The organism is Acinetobacter sp. YH12043, from assembly GCF_013419915.1.
Taxonomy (GTDB): Bacteria; Pseudomonadota; Gammaproteobacteria; order Pseudomonadales; family Moraxellaceae; genus Acinetobacter.
On the sequence record NZ_VOZD01000025.1, the window covers coordinates 25,350 to 47,982 of the forward strand.

The 22,633-nt window shown below is 42.7% G+C and carries 25 protein-coding genes; 9 read left to right on the top strand and 16 right to left on the bottom strand.

Features of this window, described 5'->3' with window-relative positions:
* Positions 1–15 precede the first annotated feature (15 nt).
* Both FTU01_RS12175 and FTU01_RS12180 read right to left on the bottom strand, forming a co-directional pair.
* Positions 16–810, bottom strand: a complete 795-nt coding sequence (locus FTU01_RS12175) for a nitroreductase family protein (protein ID WP_180139311.1) — start codon at positions 808–810, stop codon at positions 16–18.
* Positions 811–883: 73 nt separating this feature from the next.
* Positions 884–1,684: an enoyl-CoA hydratase gene (locus tag FTU01_RS12180; RefSeq protein ID WP_180139314.1), complete on the bottom strand. Its 801-nt coding sequence runs from the start codon at positions 1,682–1,684 to the stop codon at positions 884–886.
* Positions 1,685–1,785: 101 nt separating this feature from the next.
* Between FTU01_RS12180 and FTU01_RS12185 the strand changes: the two genes are divergently transcribed.
* Both FTU01_RS12185 and FTU01_RS12190 read left to right on the top strand, forming a co-directional pair.
* Positions 1,786–2,355: a nicotinate-nicotinamide nucleotide adenylyltransferase gene (locus tag FTU01_RS12185; RefSeq protein ID WP_180139317.1), complete on the top strand. Its 570-nt coding sequence runs from the start codon at positions 1,786–1,788 to the stop codon at positions 2,353–2,355.
* A 47-nt stretch (positions 2,356–2,402) separates the two neighbouring features.
* On the top strand, positions 2,403–2,966 hold the full coding sequence (locus FTU01_RS12190) for a YceI family protein (RefSeq protein ID WP_180139320.1): 564 nt from the start codon (positions 2,403–2,405) through the stop codon (positions 2,964–2,966).
* Positions 2,967–3,012: 46 nt separating this feature from the next.
* Here the strand turns inward: FTU01_RS12190 and FTU01_RS12195 are convergent, their stop codons facing one another.
* Positions 3,013–3,915 (bottom strand): LysR family transcriptional regulator ArgP, encoded by a 903-nt coding sequence (locus tag FTU01_RS12195; protein WP_180139323.1) that lies wholly within the window; start codon positions 3,913–3,915, stop codon positions 3,013–3,015.
* A gap of 107 nt (positions 3,916–4,022) precedes the next feature.
* Here FTU01_RS12195 and FTU01_RS12200 point away from each other — a divergent pair, with 107 nt between their 5' ends.
* The gene (locus tag FTU01_RS12200; protein WP_166138351.1) at positions 4,023–4,622 is read left to right on the top strand and encodes a LysE/ArgO family amino acid transporter; all 600 of its coding nucleotides are present in this window, start codon (positions 4,023–4,025) and stop codon (positions 4,620–4,622) included.
* Positions 4,623–4,697: 75 nt separating this feature from the next.
* On the opposite strand, the gene FTU01_RS12205 is transcribed toward FTU01_RS12200, so the two are convergent.
* From FTU01_RS12205 to dapD, 5 genes are all read right to left on the bottom strand, one after another.
* A complete protein-coding gene (locus FTU01_RS12205; RefSeq protein WP_180139326.1) occupies positions 4,698–5,156 on the bottom strand; it encodes a peroxiredoxin in 459 nt (152 codons plus the stop codon).
* Positions 5,157–5,236: 80 nt separating this feature from the next.
* On the bottom strand, positions 5,237–5,698 hold the full coding sequence (locus FTU01_RS12210) for a hypothetical protein (protein ID WP_034171206.1): 462 nt from the start codon (positions 5,696–5,698) through the stop codon (positions 5,237–5,239).
* A 27-nt stretch (positions 5,699–5,725) separates the two neighbouring features.
* Positions 5,726–6,394 carry a 7-cyano-7-deazaguanine synthase QueC gene (gene queC / locus FTU01_RS12215; RefSeq protein ID WP_180139328.1) on the bottom strand — a complete coding sequence of 223 codons (669 nt, stop codon included), beginning with the start codon at positions 6,392–6,394 and terminating at the stop codon, positions 5,726–5,728.
* A 33-nt stretch (positions 6,395–6,427) separates the two neighbouring features.
* Positions 6,428–7,138 (bottom strand): 7-carboxy-7-deazaguanine synthase QueE, encoded by a 711-nt coding sequence (gene queE, locus FTU01_RS12220; RefSeq protein WP_034171208.1) that lies wholly within the window; start codon positions 7,136–7,138, stop codon positions 6,428–6,430.
* Positions 7,139–7,269: 131 nt separating this feature from the next.
* Entirely contained in the window at positions 7,270–8,091 is an 822-nt protein-coding gene (gene dapD / locus FTU01_RS12225; protein WP_004784553.1) for a 2,3,4,5-tetrahydropyridine-2,6-dicarboxylate N-succinyltransferase, read from the bottom strand.
* A 299-nt stretch (positions 8,092–8,390) separates the two neighbouring features.
* On the opposite strand from dapD, the gene carO reads away from it, so the two are divergent.
* Positions 8,391–9,134, top strand: coding sequence for an ornithine uptake porin CarO (gene carO / locus FTU01_RS12230; RefSeq protein ID WP_180139329.1), 744 nt, complete (start codon positions 8,391–8,393; stop codon positions 9,132–9,134).
* Between the two features lie 217 nt (positions 9,135–9,351).
* On the opposite strand, the gene FTU01_RS12235 is transcribed toward carO, so the two are convergent.
* The 7 genes from FTU01_RS12235 to FTU01_RS12265 form a co-directional block, all read right to left on the bottom strand.
* Positions 9,352–10,275, bottom strand: a complete 924-nt coding sequence (locus FTU01_RS12235) for a CysB family HTH-type transcriptional regulator (RefSeq protein WP_004784546.1) — start codon at positions 10,273–10,275, stop codon at positions 9,352–9,354.
* Between the two features lie 52 nt (positions 10,276–10,327).
* Positions 10,328–11,389 carry a sulfate/molybdate ABC transporter ATP-binding protein gene (locus FTU01_RS12240; RefSeq protein WP_125279340.1) on the bottom strand — a complete coding sequence of 354 codons (1,062 nt, stop codon included), beginning with the start codon at positions 11,387–11,389 and terminating at the stop codon, positions 10,328–10,330.
* Between the two features lie 11 nt (positions 11,390–11,400).
* Positions 11,401–12,294 carry a sulfate ABC transporter permease subunit CysW gene (cysW, locus tag FTU01_RS12245; RefSeq protein WP_034171212.1) on the bottom strand — a complete coding sequence of 298 codons (894 nt, stop codon included), beginning with the start codon at positions 12,292–12,294 and terminating at the stop codon, positions 11,401–11,403.
* Positions 12,291–13,124 carry a sulfate ABC transporter permease subunit CysT gene (cysT, locus tag FTU01_RS12250; RefSeq protein ID WP_180139331.1) on the bottom strand — a complete coding sequence of 278 codons (834 nt, stop codon included), beginning with the start codon at positions 13,122–13,124 and terminating at the stop codon, positions 12,291–12,293. Before cysT ends, cysW begins: the two co-directional genes overlap by 4 nt.
* 86 nt (positions 13,125–13,210) lie before the next feature.
* Complete coding sequence (locus tag FTU01_RS12255; protein ID WP_180139333.1) at positions 13,211–13,816, bottom strand: alpha/beta hydrolase; 606 nt, start codon at positions 13,814–13,816, stop codon at positions 13,211–13,213.
* Between the two features lie 20 nt (positions 13,817–13,836).
* Positions 13,837–14,862, bottom strand: a complete 1,026-nt coding sequence (locus FTU01_RS12260) for a sulfate ABC transporter substrate-binding protein (RefSeq protein ID WP_180139334.1) — start codon at positions 14,860–14,862, stop codon at positions 13,837–13,839.
* 174 nt (positions 14,863–15,036) lie between these two features.
* A complete protein-coding gene (locus FTU01_RS12265; protein WP_180139336.1) occupies positions 15,037–16,047 on the bottom strand; it encodes a sulfate ABC transporter substrate-binding protein in 1,011 nt (336 codons plus the stop codon).
* 161 nt (positions 16,048–16,208) lie between these two features.
* Here FTU01_RS12265 and pabC point away from each other — a divergent pair, with 161 nt between their 5' ends.
* The 4 genes from pabC (at position 16,209) to FTU01_RS12285 (ending at position 19,218) form a co-directional block, all read left to right on the top strand.
* Positions 16,209–17,024, top strand: a complete 816-nt coding sequence (gene pabC, locus FTU01_RS12270; protein WP_180139339.1) for an aminodeoxychorismate lyase — start codon at positions 16,209–16,211, stop codon at positions 17,022–17,024.
* Between the two features lies 1 nt (position 17,025).
* Entirely contained in the window at positions 17,026–18,084 is a 1,059-nt protein-coding gene (gene mltG, locus FTU01_RS12275) for an endolytic transglycosylase MltG (protein WP_180139341.1), read from the top strand.
* A gap of 2 nt (positions 18,085–18,086) precedes the next feature.
* Positions 18,087–18,686, top strand: coding sequence for a dTMP kinase (gene tmk, locus FTU01_RS12280; protein ID WP_180139343.1), 600 nt, complete (start codon positions 18,087–18,089; stop codon positions 18,684–18,686).
* A 91-nt stretch (positions 18,687–18,777) separates the two neighbouring features.
* Entirely contained in the window at positions 18,778–19,218 is a 441-nt protein-coding gene (locus FTU01_RS12285) for a PaaI family thioesterase (protein WP_180139354.1), read from the top strand.
* 120 nt (positions 19,219–19,338) lie between these two features.
* On the opposite strand, the gene nadB is transcribed toward FTU01_RS12285, so the two are convergent.
* Entirely contained in the window at positions 19,339–20,967 is a 1,629-nt protein-coding gene (gene nadB, locus FTU01_RS12290) for an L-aspartate oxidase (protein WP_180139344.1), read from the bottom strand.
* A gap of 236 nt (positions 20,968–21,203) precedes the next feature.
* Between nadB and FTU01_RS12295 the strand changes: the two genes are divergently transcribed.
* A complete protein-coding gene (locus tag FTU01_RS12295) occupies positions 21,204–22,589 on the top strand; it encodes a Do family serine endopeptidase (protein ID WP_034171221.1) in 1,386 nt (461 codons plus the stop codon).
* The last annotated feature ends 44 nt before the right edge of the window (positions 22,590–22,633 follow it).

A 22,633-nucleotide genomic window follows, 5' to 3' on the forward strand; every position in this document is an offset into this window, starting at 1 on the left:
ATACTACTTTTAAACTTAAACCTTCTGAATAAACAACTCACGATCAAAACGATACTGCGGGAAGAACACACCATCTTTGGCACGTTCACCAGCACCAATCACCATCACTGGATATTGCTGATCATTCAGATCTAGAAGTTCACGAACCATTGGTTCATCAAAGCCTTCCATCATACAGCTATCAAAACCATAAGCACGTAAAGCCAGTACTAGGTTTTCACAGGCTAATGCTGTGGTTTTACTTGCCCAAAGTTTCGCATCAGCAGGGCTAAATGCAGACACTGGCATTTGTTTATCGAGTGTACGTGCTACTTTGAAAGCAACTTTCTTAAAGTTACCAAAGGCATTCAGATAACCTGTTTTATAGTTATAGGGAATGTATTTATAGTACTTTTTAATGGCTGGTGGAGCCTCAGGAAATGGAAACTCGCTGATATTCAGTTTAGCCATTTCATCTACACGGTCAGTACGTGCTACACAGATAATCAGTTCCGAAGCTGTTTTAGCAGCAAGCTGGCTCATACATGCTTTAACCAGACGTTTTTTCTTGGAGGAGTTCTGCACCACATAAAATGTCCATGGCTGCAGGTTTGAGGAGTTCGGTGCCAGCAAGGCCAGGTCCAGACAGGCATCGAGGACCTCGGCAGGAATTGGTTTCTTGGTAAATTTACGCACTGAACGGCGGCTTTCGATGACCTTGCGGAAATTATCTACATCAATATCCTGAGGAGCAGGTTCGTAGTAACGTTTCTTTTCAGGATTTGAACTATCGGTTGTTTGAGAAGTCGTTTGGGAGTTTTCATTAGTCATAAGCTAGATTCTTTCAAAAAAATAAAAGATTGAGGCAGTCTAAACTGCCTCAATTAAAAGATAAGTTTCAGAATTAGTTGAATTGTGTGAAATCAGGTTTCCGTTTTTGCATAAACGCCTGAACGGCTTCCGTCATTTCAGGTGAACCGACACGCTTCATAAATATCTCAGCTTCATCATCAATACACTCGATAATTTCAGCCAGATTATGCTTCATCAGTGCTTTGGTTTGTTTAATAGAAGCCAGCGGTAAAGCGGCAAGAGTTTTTGCCTGTTTTTCAGCAGCAGCATAGACGTTTTCCTCAATGCTATTTACCAGACCTGCACCCAATGCTTTTTCACTATTAAACCGTTGTGCAGTAAGCAGTAACTCAGCCGCTTTATGATAGCCAGCTTGTTGTACTAACAGCTTGCTTGAAGCGCCTTCAGGCGACAGGCCAAGGCTAACAAATGGAATCTGGAACAGGGCAGTATTGTCACTATAAACCAGATCAGCATGCAGCAGAATCGTTACCCCGATCCCAATCGCAACGCCACGAACGGCAGCAATTAAAGGCTTGGAAAATTTTGCAGCGGACTTCAACAGCACAAAAGGAGGAGTATCGCCAGCCTTAGCTTGCAGAGGCGTCTGAATAAACTTCATGAAGTCCTGCATGTCATTGCCGGCACTAAAGTCTGCGTCTTGACCACGTAGAATCACGACACGCACACTACTATCCTGGTCTGCTTCATCCAGTGCCTGTGCGATCCATAGATATAGTTCGCCGTAAAGCGCATTTTTTGCCTCAGGGCGGTGAATGGCTAAGGTCAGTACGCCATTGTCTAAATTCGCATTTAAATGCTGATGCGGTTGTTGAATACAGCTCAGTGTCATCGTACTATCCTTGCTTTATTAATATGAATTTATTGGCGCTTATTATGTCGCAAAAAATTCCCTGCGGCATAACTGATGCGTTCATAAAAGTAAGATGTGCTATGAAGTATAAATTTGATTACCTGGTGTTTATTGGTCGTTTTCAACCTTTCCATCTGGCCCATATGCAAACGATTAAAATTGCCTTGCAGCAGAGCCAACAGGTGATTCTGGCATTAGGCTCGGCACAGCAAGAACGCAATATTAAAAATCCATTTCTGGCCACTGAACGTGAAGAAATGATCCTGTCGAACTTTTCTGAAGCAGATCAGAAGCGTATTAAATTTGTCCATGTCATTGATGTCTATAATGATGAAAAATGGCAAAAACTGGTGAAATCGCTGGTGTCTGAAGTAGTTGAACCAGAAGCAAAAGTTGGTCTGATTGGACACTTTAAAGATGAATCTTCTTATTATTTAAGTTTGTTCCCGGAGTGGGAAATGGTGGAACTCGATAGCTTGGTCGGTGCAATTTCAGCGACTCCTTTACGTGAAGCGTATTATCGCGGTGAAGTAGTGGAATCAGCTTTTCCTTTAGGCACTAGTGAGTTTTTACATAAATTTAAAAATAATGAGATTTTTCAACAATTGGTCAACAAGTTTGAACTAAATGATAAAACAAATCTGGGCTAAAACCGTTTTAAGGTAGTGAGTTCATTTGATTGTTAAGGATGAACACAATGAATCTATTCCTGAAAAATATAGCTTATGCGGGTGCTCTATCTGCTATGTGTATATCGGCTGCGTATGCTAAAAGCTGGACATTGACGCCTCAAAGTAGTGTCGGCTTTAGCATTAACTCCTTGGGTTTGAATGTGGTAAAGGGAAATTTTCAAGAGTTCAAGGCAACCATGCAGTTTGATCCTGATCAGCCACAACAGTCATCTACTGAGTTCACTATGCAGGTGGATAGCCTGGAAGTTTCTAAACCTAGCCTTAAAAATATGATTATGGGTGAGGACCTGTTTCATGCATCGCGCTATAAAACGGTCAATTTCAAAAGTACCCAGTTTAAGCCAAATGGTACGAATCGCTATCAGGTCATGGGTCAACTCACTCTAAGAGGGGTTACTCGACCAGTGGTATTCGATACCACGCTGACACCGAACAAGGGTAATCCTAATCTACTCGATGTGAAATCCACCACGGTAATTAATCGCTCAGATTTTGGGATGAAGAAGGCCACTGCAGGCGTAGGTGAAAAGGTTAATATTCATTTAATGGGGCAGTGGAAAACCCAATAATGTGATATTCAATTTCTGTGAATTCGGCAGGATATAATAGAACTATTTATTGACTTGGACTATTCATGCACTGTTCTGCCTGTTCCAGAATGACTTTGGTTAACTGTTTTAAAGCGGGAGACTGCTGTTTCCAGTGATGCCAATATAAAGGTACATCACAACAGCATTCAGGCAGTATTTCGATCAATGTCCCATTTTGAATCCGGTCCGCAATTTGATAGTCCGGCACCAAACCGTATCCCAATCCTGAAAAAATGGCATCCGCAAAGGCGGTCGAGGAGGGGATATAGTGAAAAGGAAAACATTGCTGGTTTAAGCCAAATTGAGCTAACAGTAGATGGCTGTGTAGATGATCCTGATCATTGTAAATCACAGCAGGTGCCTTACGTAGTGATTCCCGGTGAATGCCTTGTCTAAACCAAGAATGCACAAAAGCAGGTGTTGCGACCATTCTGTAATGCATCTGGCCAATAAAATGAGCCTTACAACCCGGCATGGCTTCACTCTCACTGCTAATACAGGCATTGACTTGACCCTGCTCTAGAAGCTTATAAGTTTCACTTTGAACAGCGACCTGAAGATTCAATGTGATTTTCTCTGCAAGCAGGGTGGTGTTCAGACAGGGAAATAACCAGGTCGCAAGAGAATCCGCATTTACCGCAATATGAATCGAGCTAAATTCTGCTTTATTTTGACCATTTAATTGCTGGATCAATTGCTGCTGTAACAGGCGTTGATGCTGCAAATAATTCAGTAAGGTTTGACCAGCATTGGTCACTTTACAAGGACGCTCACGTAGCACCAGAACTTGCCCCAAATCTCTTTCCAGATTTTGCACTCTTAAAGTAACTGCCGAAGCCGTAATATTTAATACTTTTGCGGCAGCATCAAAACTTTGGGTTTCTGCAACAGCCAGAAAAGCATCACAGTTTTTAGAATTAAGTGGCATAGCTTACCTAAATAAAATTTAGTCTGAATGATATTTTCTTAATTATATTTAATTGAAAAGAATAACATAGATAATGATCTCCATCTTTATAATTCCATGATATTCCAATGTTAAATGCATATATACAAGGTCTGGCGGTAGGCTTTAGCCTGATTATTGCCATTGGTGCACAAAATGCTTTTGTATTAAAACAGGGCTTGAAACAGCAGTATGTCTTTGCGATCTGTATGTGTTGTGCCTTATCTGATGCGATTTTAATTTTTGCCGGTGTTTTGGGATTTTCACAATTAATGCTGGTTAATCCACACTGGATCAACATGGCAAAATATCTGGGTGCGACTTTTCTGGCGATCTATGGCGCTCAACATTTTTATCAGGCCTGGAAGAATGAGCAGCGTCTGGACACAGATCAAAAGGATGTGCCTTCTTTATATAAAGTTTTGCTGATTTGTTTGATGCTGACCTGGCTTAATCCGCATGTCTATCTGGATGCACTGGTCTTGATTGGTTCCATCTCCACCCAATATTCCAATGCGCAGATACAATTTGCCTTGGGAGCGATTAGTGCGTCCTTTGTATTCTTTTTTGGACTGGGCTATGCAGCACGTTATCTGCAACCTATTTTTCAGCGTCCAAAAGCCTGGAAAATACTGGATGTACTCATTGGCTGTGTAATGTGGTCGATTGCGGTTTCTTTAGTGAACTAAATTATTCTTTGCAGCAACTCTAAAGAAAAAGGCATGATATTTCTGATCATGCCTTTTTTGATTTTATGAAAGACCTTAAGCAGCCTGTAAAGCTTTCAAATCTTCTAAAACCTGTTCAGCATGGCCAGCAGCTTTTACCTTGCGGTATTCTTTGACCAGCTTGCCATTATGGAAAATGAAGGTAGAGCGCTCAATGCCCATTACTTTCTTGCCATATATATTCTTTTCTTTAATGACATCAAAATGTTTACATAACACTTCTTCTTTATCACTGATCAGATTGATGGTCAGATTCTGTTTTTCAGTGAAGTTCTGATGCGCTTTAACCGAATCACGTGATACGCCCAGAATAGTCGTATTGAGCGCATCAAACTGATCTTTTAAACAAGAAAAACCGACTGCCTGAGTGGTACATCCAGGTGTCGAATCTTTAGGATAAAAATAGATAATTAACCATTCTGCATCCAGTTGGGCCAGATTAATTTCACCTGTAGTGGTCGGAAAAGTGTGCTCAAGTAAGCTGATCTCAGACATGATCTCTCCAATTTTTCTAAATTTTTTCAAAAAAATAAGCCACATTATAGTGGCTTATCCTAGAAAAACATCCGTCAGGATTATTTCTTTTGAGCGGCTTTATTGGCTTCTGCAGCAAGTGAGTTTAATTTACCTGCGAGCTGTGGGCCTACACAAGACTGCACGTTCTGGCTTTGTTTTTTAACAAAGTCTAAAGTTGCAGGATTTTTCTTCTGGTTAATGGTGCTTTGAATCTGCCATTTTTGGGCTTGAGTCAATTTACCTTCCGCATCTACTTCACATGTACAAAGCTTATTCACATCAGACTGAGTCAGTTTTTTGTACTTCACTGCCTGTTTGTATGGAATAGCACAGGCTTTAATTAAACCGTCACGCACATTTGAACTGCTTCCAGCATTTTTCATGGCAGTTGTATATTCTTTTTTCATCGCCTCAAATTCTGCTTTTGCCTTAGCTTGATCATTATTTGCAAAAGATGCAGTTGAAAATAGGGCAGACAAAGAGAGTAGGCTAGTCGCAAGTAATTTGGCTTTAATATTCATAATATGGATTTATAACCTTGATCGATTTTAAAGGTAATAACGTGTCGGGTCTTCAACACCTGCATCAGCAAAACCTTGCTTGCGTAAACGACAACTGTCACATGTTCCACACGCACGTCCTTGGTCATCTGCTTGGTAGCAAGATACCGTTTGACTGTAGTCTACGCCATGTTCTAGGCCTAAGCGAATGATATTTGCTTTGGATAAATGTAACAAAGGTGTTTCAAATTTCAGGGCCTGACCTTCGATACCAACCTTGGTTGCAAGGCGTGCCATGTTGGCAAAAGCTTCGATAAATTCCGGGCGGCAGTCTGGATAACCTGAATAATCCACCGCATTAATACCGATCACAATTGCCTCGGCACCGAACACCTCTGCAGCGGCCAAAGCATAAGATAAGAAGATGGTATTTCGTGCAGGCACATAGGTTACCGGAATACCTTCCTGCAACTGATCCGGTACCTCAATGCTATGATCAGTAAGGGCTGAGCCGCCCAGGTTACCTAAATCAATATTGATGACACGATGTTCTACACCCGAGCGTTGAGCCAGCGCACGAGCTGCATCAAGTTCTGTAGTGGAACGTTGGCCATACATAAAACTCAGTGCGATACATTCATAGCGTGCCTGCGCCCAAGCCAGACAGGTTGTTGAATCTAATCCGCCAGATAACAATACAATGGCACGAGGGCGCATAACAAATACTCCAATATAGTAAATTTACAAAAATTAACGACCAGTTTCATCATTCCATAACAACTTGTGCAGCTGCAGCTGGAAACGAACAGGGAGATGGTCTTCTAAAATCCATTGAGCCAGATCACGTGCCAATTGTGGCAAGCGCGCAGCTCCTTTTTCAACTGCAAATGCAGGGGAGAACCAGACCGTACTGACTTTTTCATTCAACTGGTACTGTTCTACCTGCTGTTTTGACCATTCATAATCTTCACGATTACAGATCACAAACTTAATCTGGTCATGCTGAGTTAAATGATCCAGATTTGTAAGCAAATTTCGTGCAACTTCACCTGAAGTTGGTGTTTTTAAATCTAGAACTTTGGATACACGTGTATCCACTTTAGAAACATCTAATGCACCACTGGTTTCTAAAGAGACTTCACAGCCTAAATCTGCAAGTCGCTGCATCAAAGGCAGGGCATTCGGTTGCGCTAATGGTTCACCACCGGTCACACAGACATAAGGCGTTTTAAAATCAAGCGTGGTCTGGATGATGTCATCTAAAGATTTGCGCTCGCCGCCTTCAAAAGAATACGTAGTATCACAATAGGTACAGCGCAGTGGACATCCGGTTAAGCGGATAAATACGGTCGGTAAACCTGCAGTATTGGCTTCACCTTGTAATGAATAGAAGATCTCCGTAATGCGTAAGCCCGCAGACGGATCAGAAACTGGAATTGCGGAAGATCGAAGCGTATTCATAACAACATTAACCACTGAAAAATAAATAACAATGTATAAAAATAAAAATCCCTACGATCATTGCTGACCGTAGAGACGAGGAGCGGTTGAAGCTCCGAGGAACACAAATGTGTCCTCTAGGTTAAGACATCTTAGTCTTCGCGTAGCAGATCGTTCAGGCTAGTTTTAGCACGAGTTTTTGCATCTACTTTTTTCACGATTACAGCTGCATATAAGCTGTATTTACCGCATTTAGATGGCAGGCTGCCTGAAACCACCACAGAACCAGCAGGTACGCGGCCATAATGGATTTCGCCAGTTTCACGGTCATAAATCTTGGTAGATTGACCAATGAATACGCCCATTGAAATGACAGAACCTTCTTCAACGATTACACCTTCAACGATTTCAGAACGTGCACCGATGAAACAGTTGTCTTCAATAATAGTTGGGTTAGCTTGAAGCGGTTCAAGAACACCACCGATTCCTACACCACCAGACAAGTGAACATTTTTACCGATTTGAGCACATGAACCTACAGTTGCCCAAGTATCAACCATCGTACCTTCATCTACATAAGCACCGATGTTCACATAAGAAGGCATCAGTACCACGTTTTTCGCCTGGAAAGAACCTTTACGCGCTACCGCCGGAGGAACAACACGTACGCCAGCAGCTTTAAACTGCTCGTCAGTCCAGTCAGAGAATTTAGTATCTACTTTGTCGTAGAAGCGAAGATCACAAGCTTCCATTGGTTTGTTATCGTTTAATTTAAATGATAACAATACCGCTTTCTTAATCCATTGATGAACAACCCATTCACCTTCGATTTTTTCAGCAACACGTAAAGTACCATTGTCCAGGCCAGCAATTACTTCCTCAACTGCTTGACGGATTTCAGCAGGACAGTCTGCTGCTGTGAAATTCGCACGGTCTTCAAACGCTTGTTCAATGATTGTTGAAAGCTGAGACATGATCTTCCTTCCAGAAAAAAATTTCCGATATTTTACACTATATTGCTCTAAAAAGATGGAAAACTAGGAAGGGTGCTGAATTAAATTCGCAAGTAAAGTGATTAGTATCCTTTTCGTATTTTAGATATGTACAAACATTGTTTAAAAAAGGCTTATCATTCAACAAGAAAAATTAATATGTATCAAAAAATAACAAAAGCTCAGCAAAACACGAATAAAAAATATTCATTGGCTCCTTTATATTGAGCTCATCACAAATAACTAATGATGAAAAAAAAGTTCTTTTGAGGAGAGAAATAATGAAAGCTTTATATCAACTTTTAGCAGTATCCGTTCTAGCTGCCACAGCTGGATCTGTCATGGCTGCTGATGAAACAATCGTAACAGATGAAGGCGTAGCTGAATTCTCTTTCTTTAAACCTGCAGCTGTTCGTGCTGAAGTCGGTACTACCGGTTATGGTGGCGCGATCTCTTGGAATGCTAACCCTTATGTAGGTGTTACTCTAGGTTATAACGGTGGTGATATTTCATGGTCAGATGATTTATCAATCAATGGTACAAAATATGATCTAGATATGGATAATAACCTGACTTATTTGAATGCTGAAATTCGTCCTTGGGCGAACTGGTTCTATATGGCAGCAGGTGTGGCTTATATCGATAATGACTATGGTCTAGAAAGTCGTACAGGTGCAGATGGTATTATTACAGTGGATGGTAATCGATATAAAACAGTAGGAAGTACTACTGGACGAGTAACAGGTGACTTATCTTATAAGAATAATATCGCACCATATGTAGGTATTGGTTTCTCTCCAGCAATTACTAACCGTTGGGGTGTATTTGGAGAAATCGGTGCATACTATAATGGTAATCCACGTGTGAGTTTAACTTCAACAGGTAACTTTGAAGCTTTAGACTCTGCTAATCCAGATGTACCAGATTTTGATACAGCTTTAAGAAATGAAGAGCGTGAAATTCGTGAAGATAATAAATACGAATGGCTTCCAGTAGCAAAACTGGGTGTAAGCTTCCGCTTCTAATCTTGCATACAATAAAAAAAACGAGCCTAGGCTCGTTTTTTTTATTGTTCTTGTAATACTCAAGACAAGCTTAGAAGCTCACAGCCTTATAAATTTCAATTAAGTAAAAATAAGATTTAAAAATTAGAAAGCTCTTTTTGCTTATGTAAATTGAGTAGATAGAAACAGAAAAAAAGAGGCTTATATCAGCCTCTTTATGAAATTTTATAGTTACTAATTATTCATCAGGATATGCCACTTTTTTCAATGCTTTAATATCGGCATCTGGTGAGCAAAGTGAGATAAATTCATAGCCATAGCCACGTAGTAAATGACCTTTACGCACAGCAATCCAAGTCGTATTCACACCAAAAATATCAGTTTTAATTTGTTTCAAACGATAGTCACGTTCTGGATCATAAGCCAGATCATTGACAATACCGACACCCATGTTGAGCTCGACATAAGTTTTAATAACATCGGCATCCAGAGCTGACATGACAATATCCACATCTACACCGGCTTCTTCAAAGGCTGAGTCGATTTTAGAACGGCCAGTAAAACCACCGTGATAAGTAATAATCGGATAGCCAGCGAGGTCTTCAATACGGACCTGTTCTTTGCTATTCAACGGGTGATTTTGCGGCGTAATAATACTGTGCTGCCAGTTATAATAAGGCACACTCGCCAGATTTTCTTCAGTCGTTAAGGCTTCAGTCGCAATCCCGATATCTGCTTCACCCTGAAGAAGCATTTCGGTAATTTCCATTGGACTGGCTTGTTGCAAAATCAGATGAACTTTCGGAAATTCTTTTTTGAACTGATTCACGATTGGCGGTAATACATAACGTGCTTGGGTATGCGTCGTTGCAATCGTTAATGTACCTTCATCGACCTTGTTAAAGTCATCTGCAAGACGTTTGATATTGTCTGCATCAACCAGCATACGCTCTACAATGCCAAGAAGTGCCTGGCCTGGTTCAGTTAATCCTAATAAGCGTTTACCTTTACGGATAAATAGCTGTACACCAAGCTCATCTTCCAAGTCTTTAATATGCTTACTGACACCTGACTGCGAAGTGTAAAGCGCGGCAGAAGCTTCAGTTAAGTTAAAATTCTGTCTAACAGTTTCTCGAATAATTCTTAATTGTTGGAAATTCATAATTCTTTACCCTATAAGAGGATGGGGCATTTAAAAGCCCCATCTTGCAGTCTTACGCGACCTGGTTTTCAAATAAATGCAGATTTAATGCACTCAACCAAACAGTTTGATCCGGACGGAATTGATGAGCGCGGGCTTCTTCTGGTGTCAGTGAAATTTCAATCAGATTGCCTTGGCGGTCATTCAATTCTGCAACGACTTTTCCTGCAATCCAGAGTTCACGAATAAAGGTGGCCTGAATCGCATTCTCTTGTGGTTGTGCATGAATACGCAGTTCATCCGGGCGAGCGAAGACAATGACATTACCCTGAGCTGCCTGTTTAGCGGCATCGAACTGAATACGGTCTTCACCTAGCTGAATGATGCCGCCATTGTTCTGACCTTCGAAGCGGTTGGCTTGTCCCAGGAAGTCAAACACGAATGGTGTTTTTGGTGTTTCATACACTTCACGTGGTGAACCGATCTGTTCCACATTGCCTTTGTTCATCACTACGATCTGATCAGCAACTTCTAAGGCTTCTTCCTGGTCGTGAGTGACGAAAATTGAAGTAATGTGCAGTTCATCATGCAGGGTACGTAACCAGCGGCGCAGTTCTTTACGGACTTTGGCATCTAGTGCACCGAACGGTTCATCTAGTAACAGTACACGCGGTTCAACTGCAAGGGCACGTGCTAGTGCAATACGCTGACGCTGACCACCAGACAATTGAGCCGGATAACGGTCTGCCAGGAAGCCCAATTGAACCAGGTCTAACAAACGAGTCACGCGCTTTTTGATTTCTGCTTCCGATGGACGGGTTGAACGTGGACGGACACGTAGACCAAAAGCCACGTTATCGAATACGGTCATATGACGGAACAGGGCATAGTGCTGGAATACAAAACCCACTTCACGTTCACGAACGTGAACATTGGTTGCATCCTGACCTTCCAGAATCACCTGACCACCGTCAGCAGATTCCAGACCCGCAATGATACGTAGTAGGGTTGTTTTACCGCAGCCTGAAGGGCCGAGCAGGGCAACCAGCTGACCATCCGGGAAATCCAGTGAAATGTTTTTCAGTGCATGGAATGCACCAAAGTGTTTTTCAATATTTTTAACTTGAATACTCATGTGGGCATTCCTTAAGAAACTGTTGAATCATCATTACGTTTGTCTTGTTTTTCCTGGCGCAGTTCAACCCAGGTTTTCAGAACCAGAGTCACAATTGCGAGGAGAGCCAGGAGCGATGACACGGCAAACGCAGCACTAAAGGTATATTCGTTATATAGAATTTCGACGTGTAGCGGCAAAGTATTGGTTTCACCACGGATATGGCCAGAAACCACTGATACTGCACCGAACTCACCCATGGCGCGGGCATTACACAGAATTACGCCGTAAATCAGGCCCCATTTGATATTTGGCAGGGTCACTTTCCAGAAGGTTTGCCAGCCAGATGCACCGAGTACAATCGCAGCTTCTTCTTCTTCAGTACCTTGCGCTTCCATTAAAGGGATCAGCTCACGCGCTACAAAAGGTACGGTAATGAAGATCGTTGCCAGAACAATCGCAGGAACGGCGTAAAGGATCTTGATGTCATTATCCATCAACCAGCCACCCATCCAGCCTTGAGTACCGAAAATCAGTACCAGCATCAAACCTGCAATAACAGGTGATACTGAGAAAGGCATATCGATAATGGTGGTCAAAATTGATTTACCCGGGAAGTTAAACTTCGCCACTGACCAGGCTGCAGCTACGCCGAATACTACATTCATCGGTACCGCGATCACAGCCGTTAGCAAGGTCAGTTTGACCGCAGATAAAGTATCTGGATGAACAAGGGCTTGCGTATATACGCCAACGCCTTGTTTAAACGCTTCAACAAAGACCAGAACTAAAGGCAGAATCAGGCAGCTTAAAAAAAAGATCAGTGCAATCGCAATCAGGGTATAACGTACCCAGGTCGGCTCACGAGTCGCATCGCGGGATTGCAATTTTTCAGCCAGCGCATTGCTGTTGGTATTTAAACTCATCGTGCAGTTCTCCCGGTACGACGGCTCGCCCAAGCTTGCAATAAGTTAGTCAAAAAGAGCATCACAAACGAAATGAGCAGCATCACTACAGCAATTGTGGTCGCACCTGCATAGTCATATTCTTCCAGACGGGAAATAATCATTAAGGGTGCAATTTCAGTTTCAAAGGGCTGGTTACCGGCAATGAAAATCACTGAGCCATATTCACCGACACCACGTGCAAAAGCCAAAGCAAAACCTGTGATCAGTGCTGGCAGCAGAATTGGGAAAATGACTTTAGTGACGATCTGAAAACGGTTCGCACCGAGTGCAGATGCTGCTTCTTCCAGTTCAGTTTCTAAATCAGAAAGAACCGGCTGTACCGTACGGACCACAAAAGGAATACCGATAAAGATCAAAGCTAGGGTAATACCGATCGGGGTATAAGCTACCTTGATGCCGATTGGATCCAGATATTGACCAATCCAGCCAGTCGGTGCATATAAAGAAGTCAGAGCAATACCGGCAACTGCGGTTGGCAGGGCAAAAGGCAGATCGACCAGTGCATCGACAATACGTTTGCCCGGAAAGCTATAACGCACCAGACACCATGCCAGTAACAGGCCAAAAACTACATTAATCAAAGCAGCGATAATGGCTGAACTAAAGCTTAGCTGTAATGATTTCAAGATACGTTCAGAGCTCAGGATTTCCCATAAGCCTTCCCAGCCAATGCCGAGTGATTTAATAAAAACGGCAGACAGCGGGATCAGAACGATTAATGACAAATACGCTAGGGTAAAGCCTAGAGAAAGACCAAATCCTGGCAGCACTCGGGATCGCTGCGACATGATTACTCCTCAAAAGAGAGAATGCTGGTTAAAGTTAACCAGCGAAAATTAGAAAATAGAATCGGCACAAGCATAATTTGCAGGGACTAAAATGCAAATTTAAAATAATACTTGCTCTCATCAACTTTGCTGATATGGTGCATAGCCTTTTCTGAAATCAAATATTGTTCAATTTCAGGGAAAGGACCAAAACCGGAAGCAACATTGACATGGCCTACAGCTCCCAGATTAATCGGTTTGATTTTCCAGGCTTTCGCCAGAACCTGGGCATCTTCAAAACTCAGCCAAGGATCATTTTCACTGATCAGCAAAGTCGTTGGGGCCTGAATCTTGAGCTGCTGAAAATAGGCGCTGTAATCCATCTGGCTATCACGGGCAAAACCATTTTCCCCAAAACGTGCAGGATTGGCAGGTGCAACCAGAACCAGATTTTTGACTTTAGTATTCAGTTCAGGATGCTGGGCCAGTGCTGCCACGCTGGTCAAACAGCCAAAGCTATGTGCCACAATTTGTACATCATCTGGAATGGTTTGCAGGGTTTTAATAAATTCAGCGACCCATACATGCAGTACCGGATGATTCCAGTCTTTTTGCTGCACACGGGAGCAACGCATCAGCCGGTGTTGCAGGCAGGTTTGCCAGTGATTGTATTCACTGCCACCTACACCGGGAACAATAAGCGTATGAGTCATGTCGATGCTCCTGTATGAAATTAGCTTAAATTATTTTTTGCGTTGTTAGCTTTAACGATCTGGTCAAAAACACCACCATTTTCAAAGTGGGCTTTCTGTACTTTATCCCAGCCACCAAACTCCTGATCAATAGTCACCAGTTTTAATGGCTTAAAGACTTGGCTGTATTTCGCCAGCACTTTTTCATTACGTGGGCGATAGAAGTTACGTGCTGAGATTTCCTGACCCAGTGGTGAATACAAGAAGTTCAGATAACCTTGAGCCAGGTATTTGTTGCCTTTTTTATTGGCATTCTTTTCAACAATCGCCACGGGTGGCTCAGCCAGAATTGATAGGGAAGGAGTCACAATTTCAAACTTGCCCGGTTGTTCACGAAGGGCTAAATGTGCTTCATTTTCCCAAGCCAGTAGTACGTCACCGATGCCGCGTTCAGCAAAAGTGGTGGTTGAACCACGCGCACCTGAATCAAGTACTTTGGTTTGTTTATAGATTTTACGAACAAATTCTTGTGCAGTTTTGTCGTTACCACCCGGTAAGTGTTTGGCATATGCCCAAGCTGCTAAATAGTTCCAGCGTGCACCGCCTGAAGTTTTAGGATTTGGTGTGATAATCGCTACACCTGGTTTTACCAGATCCCCCCAATCCTTGATACCCTTTGGATTGCCTTTACGTACCAGGAATACGATGGTAGAAGTATATGGTGTCGAGTTTTGTGGTAATTTTTTCTGCCAGTCTGAAGGTAACAGTTTGGCTTTTTCGACCAGTACATCAATGTCAGCAGCTAATGCCAAAGTTACGACATCGGCATCCAAACCATCAATCACGGCACGTGCCTGTTTACCTGAACCACCATGTGACTGTTTGAAGTTGATGCTTTGGCCAGTACGGCTTTTCCAGTATTTACCAAATTCTTTGTTGACGTCTTCATAGAGTTCACGCGTCGGATCATAAGAGACATTCAGAAAGTCGCGTGCTGCAGCAGAAAATGAAGTTGCTGAAATAACAGCCGCCAGAACCCCTAGTTTTAGTTTTGTTGAAATGCTCATGTGAACCTCAAACTCTTACACGTTTTGTAACATGAGTGCAGAATAAACCTATTCTTTATGCATAAAAAATAATTAAAAATGAATTTTATATGAAAATATAAGATAAGTGGTTTGGTAAGTCTCTGATATGACAATGGCCTTATTCAATAAGGCCATTGTTTGAATTCTTTCTTATCAAGATTTTGAACTATTGGCTTTTACAATCTGGTCAAAGACACCACCATTGGCAAAGTGTTTCTTCTGTACCCTATCCCAACCGCCAAATTCTTTGTCAATCGTCACCAATTTTAATGGCTTGAATATATTGCTGTATTGCTTCAACACGGTTGTATTACGTGGACGGTAGAAGTTTTTCGCTGCCACAGTCTGACCTGCAGGTGAGTACAGGAAGTTCAGGTAAGCTTTCGCCAATGTTTCACTATTATTTTTCTTGGCATTTTTCTCAACAATCGCCACTGGCGGTTCAGCCAGGATTGAAAGTGAAGGGGTGATGATTTCAAACTTGCCTGGCTGTTCACGAATGGCTAAATGCGCTTCATTTTCCCAAGCCAGCAATACATCACCGATCCCGCGTTCAGCGAAAGTCGTTGTTGAACCACGCGCACCTGAGTCGAGTACTTTAGTTTGCTTGTAGATCTGGCGAACAAAGTCTTGTGCTTTTGCATCATTGCCACCTAGTTGGTGTTTCGCCCAAGTCCACGCTGCCAAATAGTTCCAGCGCGCGCCACCAGAAGTTTTTGGGTTTGGTGTAATGATTTCTACGCCCGGTTTCACCAGATCGCCCCAGTCTTTAATGCCTTTAGGATTACCTTTTTTCACCAGGAAAACGATGGTTGAGGTATAAGGTGTCGAGTTTTGTGGGAATTTTTTCTGCCAGTCTTTTGGTAGCAGGCCGCGTGCTGCAATCTCATCGATATCTGCAGCTAGAGCCAAAGTCACGACGTCCGCATTCAGACCATCAATGACAGCACGTGCCTGTTTGCCTGAACCGCCATGTGACTGTTTAAAGTTCACATCTTGGCCAGTAGATTTTTTCCAGTAAGCACTGAATTCTTTATTAAAGTTATCGTACAATTCGCGAGTTGGGTCATAAGACACGTTCAGGAAGTCTTTTGCAGATACGCTCAAAGCGGTTGCCGAAATCAGTGCTGCCAATACCCCAATTTTTAATTTACGGATGTTCATATTTGCCTCAAATGTTTCTTTGTTTTGTTGGATGGGGCAAGAATAGCTGGAGATTTTTTGCATAAAAAATAATTAAAAACGAATTTTATGTGAGTAAAACAGATATATAGGCAGAGCTTATATTTCATCGCTCTATCCGTCACCAGAGAGGCCTTAAAAGCATGCTGTATTTAAAAAATGCTCAACCCGTCAAAGATATAGATGTGCTGGATCGTGCCTTTCATTATGGAGATGGCTGCTTTACTACCGCGCGCATCCGTCGAAACCGGATCGAGTTAGCAGACCGTCATCTAGCCCGTTTAAGAATGAGCCAGCAAAAATTAAGTTTGCAGGCTAATCTGGACCTGATTGAAAAAAGTTTGCAAGCGTTACTGAAATCAGAAGCTGAATTGAACGGAACCTTAAAGATTGTACTGAGTCGTGGTATAGGACAGCGTGGTTATAGCCTGCCAGACCATCCGGCAGATCTTTGGGTGTTCTATTATCCGAAAACTGTACAGGACTTCAGTTATGAGCATATTCAGGCGGGTGTATTGCAACAGGCCATTGGCCTCAGTATGCCGAATCTGGTGGGGCTGAAAACCTTAAACAGTCTGGAACAGGTTTTGCTTAAACAGGAAGCGGATCAGCATGGCTGGCCGGAAGCACTGGTAACTGATGTGCAGGGTACAATTGTTGAAGGGGTGAGCAGTAATTGCTTCATTCGTATAAACAATACATGGATTACACCAGAACTTCGTTATAATGGCGTCTTCGGTGTAATGCGTGCAGAAATTTTGCAACGTATGCAGGATCAGGGCATTATCTGTCAGCAGCGTGATGTGGAAATGGATGAAATTCCTCATATCGACAGCCTGTTTTTCTGCAATGCGCTCAGTCCGATGAAAATTGCCACTCAATTTGAGCAGCGTGCTTTAAATGTAGATGCTTGTATTGAACTTTTTAACCGTCTTCGATTGAATCAGATGCCTTATTAATATGTCAGCTTCCAAGTCTAAAACCAAAAAGAAAAATAATGCCAAACGCCCTGGTTTCATGAAAGGGATAGTTCTATTTCTAATCGGGATACTCCTGGTTCTAGGGTTGATCCTGAAAGCTAGCCTATGGAAAGATTATCCTGTAGAAGGTCAAAAACAGTTACTGGCAATTAGTAACGGTGAAACCTATTCTGGATTTATTGATCGGCTGGCCAAAGAAAATCATGTCAGCTTTCCGATTATTTTAAAACTGTATCAGCGCATCATGATTCATGACACCATGAAGGCGGGTGTCTATGAAATTCCTCAAGGTATGAGCATCCGTGCAGTACTGGACATGATTTCCAATGCAGAAAATGCTCAGATGAACCGGATCTTGGTCATCGAAGGCACGACTTTTAAACAGCTGATTGATGCCTTAAAGAAAGATGATCTGGTGACTAAAGAAGTGGTGAATTTGCCAACCGATCAATTGCTCAAAGAACTCAATATTCCATTTAATCATCCTGAAGGTCTGTTCGCTCCAGATACCTATTTCTTTGCCAAAGGCGAAACGGATCGCAAGATTCTGACTGATCTTTATCAGCGCCAGATGAAGTCTCTGGATCAGGCTTGGGAAAAACGTGCTTCAGATCTGCCATATCAGAATAAATATGAAGCGCTGATCATGGCATCGATCATTGAAAAAGAAACCAGTCTGGATAGCGAGTTACAACAGGTATCTGGTGTATTTGTGCGCCGTTTGAAAATCGGCATGCGCCTACAGACAGATCCAACCGTAATTTATGGTATGGGTGAGAATTACAAAGGTAATATCACTCGTCAGGATCTACGCAATCCAACACCTTATAACACCTATACCATGGCTGGCTTGCCACCGACACCGATTGCCTTGCCAAGCAAGAAAGCCATTGAAGCAGCGATGCATCCGGACAATTCACAAAATATTTATTTTGTTGCAACGGGTAATGGTGGGCATAAATTCAGCAGTAGTCTGCAAGACCACAATAGAGCAGTACAAGAGTATCTCTCTGTTTTACGTTCAAAAAATAAGGAATGAGCATGTTTATCAGCTTTGAAGGCACTGAGGGTGTAGGGAAAACCACACTCATTCGTCGTATCTATGATGATTTTATTGCTCAAGGTAAAGAGGTCGTGTTGACCCGCGAGCCGGGTGGCACACCAATGGCAGAACAGATTCGTTCGCTGTTATTGGCCGTAAACCACGAAGAAGCGATGTGCCATGATACAGAGTTATTGTTGATGTATGCGGCACGTGCCCAGCATCTGGCACAAGTGATTTTACCCGCTTTAAATGCTGGAAAAATTGTCTTATGTGATCGCTTTAGTGATGCCAGTTTTGCCTATCAATGTGCAGGACGTGGACTCAGTGAAGACAAGCTGAATCTGCTAAATCAAAATTTCGTAGAACGTATGCCGGATATTACGTTCTGGCTGGATGCACCGATTGAACTGGGTATGAATCGCGCACGTGCCCGAGGTGCGCTGGATCGGTTTGAGCAAGAGAAAGTTACTTTCTTTGAGAAAGTTCGCGCCGGATATGCAACACTATGCCAGCGTCATCCAGAGCGGATTAAATGTCTGGATGCAACTCAAACACCTGGTCAGGTGTTTGAACAGGCGCTGTCTTATTTAAAATAATTTTATTCTAAAGACATTTTTGGCATACTTTTTTCTAGTTATTTCAAGGAAGAATCTTCTATATTGGAATAAATCAGGAAGATAAAACATGATGAAAAGTACAAGAGAAGAAATCATCCAGTTTTTACAGCAGGAATTTCCGCAGAGCCTGGAAAAGTGCCAGATCGAAGCTGTAGTGCCTCAGGGTGCAACCGTACTGTATCGCGTGAGTGAGCAGGAATTGCGCCCCGGCGGCACAGTGTCTGGACCCACCATGATGACCTTGGCCGATCTGGCTTTATATATTGCGATCCTCGGTGAGATTGGACTGATTGGTCTGGCAGTGACCACGAATTTGAATATCAATTTTTTGCGTAAGCCTTCAGGCGGAGTCGATCTGAGAGGAGAAAGTAAATTGATGAAAGTGGGGAAGGCGCTCATTGTGGGAGAAGTCTGGATTTATTCGATTGATCAGGAAGAGCCAGTTGCCCATGTGACAGCAACCTATTCGGTTCCACCACGTAAAGAACCCATACATTCCTTAAAATGCTGATTAACTCATACAAATCATATGCTTTATTTAAATAACCTGATTATTCTAAAACTTAAAAAAAATCAGAGCCAAAGAAAAGGCAGATGATATTTAAAAATATTAACTGCCTTATTTATATCTTTAAGCATTCACCAAAGGAGTTTCTACTTCAAAACTTGGTGGAATCAGTACGGTTTTGCGTAGCTCAGGCAGCAATTCTGGATAATCCAAGGTGAAATGCAGTCCACGGGATTCTTTACGTTGCATGGCACAACGCACGATCATCTCTGAAACGAGTACCAGATTACGCAGCTCGATCAAGTTTTTGCTCACCTGATAATCCTGATAATACTCGGTAATTTCTTTTTTCAACATCTCAATTCGGTGCAGGGCACGTTCTAGACGTTTAGTGGTGCGAACAATACCGACATAGTTCCACATGGTCTGACGCAGCTCGTCCCAGTTTTGCAGAATAACCACATCTTCATCAGGATTGGTCACCTGAGAATCATCCCATTCCGGAACTTCAGGGATAGCTTGATCCGCCTTGAAATTTTCCTGAATATGTTTGGCAGCACTCATGCCATATACAAAACATTCTAAAAGTGAGTTACTGGCCATACGGTTAGCGCCATGTAAGCCGGTATAGGACGTTTCACCAATGGCATAGAGTCCGGCAATATCGGTCTGGCTATTTTCATCTACAACTACACCGCCACAGGTATAATGCGCAGCAGGAACCACAGGAATCATTTCCTTGGTGATGTCGATGCCAAGCTCTAGCAGACGTGCATACAGGGTCGGGAAATGTTCCTTGATGAAGCTTTCATCTTTATGGGTAATGTCCAACCAGACATGACGAATGCCCAGACGTTTAATCTCATAGTCAATTGCACGCGCCACAATATCACGTGGTGCCAGTTCTGCTCGCTCATCAAAGCGCAGCATAAAGCGCTCACCATCAGGAAGGCGTAAATAGGCGCCTTCACCTCGCATAGCTTCGGTGATCAGGAATGAACGCGCTTGCGGATGATATAAACAGGTTGGATGGAACTGGTTGAATTCCATATTGGCAACCCGGCAACCGGCACGATAAGCCATCGCAATCCCATCACCGGTCGCGATATCTGGATTGGAAGTATAAAGATAGGCTTTCATCGCACCGCCACAAGCCAGGGCAGTAAATGGTGCTAAGAAAGTATGGACTTGTGCACTTTCTTCATTGAGTGCATATAAACCTAAGGCGCGATTTTCACCATCTAAGCCCAGTTTTTGTGAGCAGATCAGATCAATCGCAATGTAATTTTCAAAGATGGTAATATTTTCTTTTTCCTGAGCGCGCTGTACTAACGTGGTAGAAATGGCACGCCCAGTCGCATCAGCTGCGTGAATGATTCGGCGCTGTGAATGGCCGCCTTCACGGGTCAAATGTAATTGTTCCTGCTCATCCAGGGTAAATTGGACGCCGTGTTTCAGCAGAAAATCCACCGAAGGCTTACCACCTTCAACCGTCTGCTTCACCGCATCCATTTCACACAGATGTACACCTGCAATCATGGTGTCATCAATATGCTGTTCAATCGAGTCTGTCTCATCCAGTACTGCTGCAACGCCACCTTGTGCATAATAGGTACTGGCATCGGTCAGGGTGGATTTGGCAAGAACTGCAATATTAAAATGTTCAGACAAAGAAAGTGCTAGACTAAGACCGGCACCGCCACTGCCCACAATGATCACGTCAAAATGATGGGTAAGGGGAAAATTAGACATGTCCATCAGCTAATTGAAAAAAGTCCGTTAATCAGAGCGCTTTTTTGTACAAAAGGCAAGCGTTTAAGTGCTCATTTATTGATGAAAAAAATTAATAAAAGCTTTAACTTAATGCTTTAGAAAAATTAAAGGTTGCCAACATTCAAGCTTTCGAACATATTGTTACTTAAAATATATGAAGTTTGTGATAAAACCTATTTACATAAATTTATCAACAATTTGGGTGAATAATTTATATGAAAATTCTGGATTTAAAAAAAGGATTATTTGCAGCGACTGTTACCATGAGTGCTGCTCAGTTACAGGCAGTAACACCCGTCGATTTTTCTAACCTGGTTGATCAGGTCAGTCCGGCAGTTGTCAGTGTGAGTGTTGTCAAGAAAATGAGCGAAGAAGAGCTCTTGCAACAACAGGTTCCTGAAATTTTACGCCGTTTCTTTGGTAATCAGGTGATTATTCCGCAGCCACGTGTACCGCAGGAAAAAACTGGATATGGGAGTGCCTTCTTCATTAGTAAGGATGGCTATCTGCTGACCAACCACCACGTAGTTGAAGATGCGTCTAAAGTGACAATTACCTTGAATGATCGTCGGGAAATTGATGCGACAGTCGTGGGAAGCGACGAGCGTACCGACGTCGCTTTGTTGAAAGTCAATGGTTCAGGTTTCCCGGAACTGCGTACTGGTGATGTCGATAAATTACGTGTAGGTGAACCCGTATTAGCAATCGGTTCACCTTTTGGTTTTGACTACTCCGCTTCTGCCGGGATTGTCAGTGCCAAGATGCGTAATATGATGGGCGAAACCGCAGTCCCATTTATTCAGACTGATGTGGCCCTGAATCCAGGTAACTCGGGTGGACCGCTATTTAACCAGCGCGGTGAAGTGGTTGGGGTGAACTCACGAATCTTCAGTGGTACTGGCGGTTATATGGGCCTGTCATTTTCGATTCCCATTGATGTCGCTATGGAAGTGGCTGACCAGCTGAAACGTGATGGTAAAGTGACCCGTTCTTATCTGGGTGTAAGTCTGCAAGATATCGACCGTACTTTGGCAGAATCTTATAAATTATCTAAGCCAGAAGGCTCTTTAATTACTCAGGTGGCACCAAACTCGCCAGCGGCAAAAGCGGGTCTGCAAGCCGGTGATGTGATTTTAAAATACAACGGTACTGATATTTCACGCACTAGCCAGTTGTTGAACTATTTGAACCGTTCTGCGCCTAAACAGCAGATCCAGTTAGAAGTATTACGTGATGATAAACGTCGTAATATCAATGCAACACTCACGACTGCACCAGATGAAACGCCAGCCAAAGCAGGTAACCAGGCTCAGCCAAATAAAGGTCCGGTATTAGGCGTTACTATTCGGGAATTAAGCCCGGCTGAAAAAGAGCGTTTAGAGATTAAGGGTGGTGTAGTCATTCAGGATGTTCGTAGAGATGGGATCGCAGCTCAGGCACGGATTATGCCAAATGATGTCGTGACTCAAATCAATGGTAAAGCAATCTTGAACAGTAACCAGTTTGTGGAAGCTGTGGCAGATCTAAAAAAAGGTAGTGTTGCCCGTGTCGGTCTGATTCGTCAGGGTCAACGTGCCATTGTCGGGATGCGCATTTCATAAAATAAATGAATCTTCAATAAAAGACCGCTTGTTTAGGCGGTTTT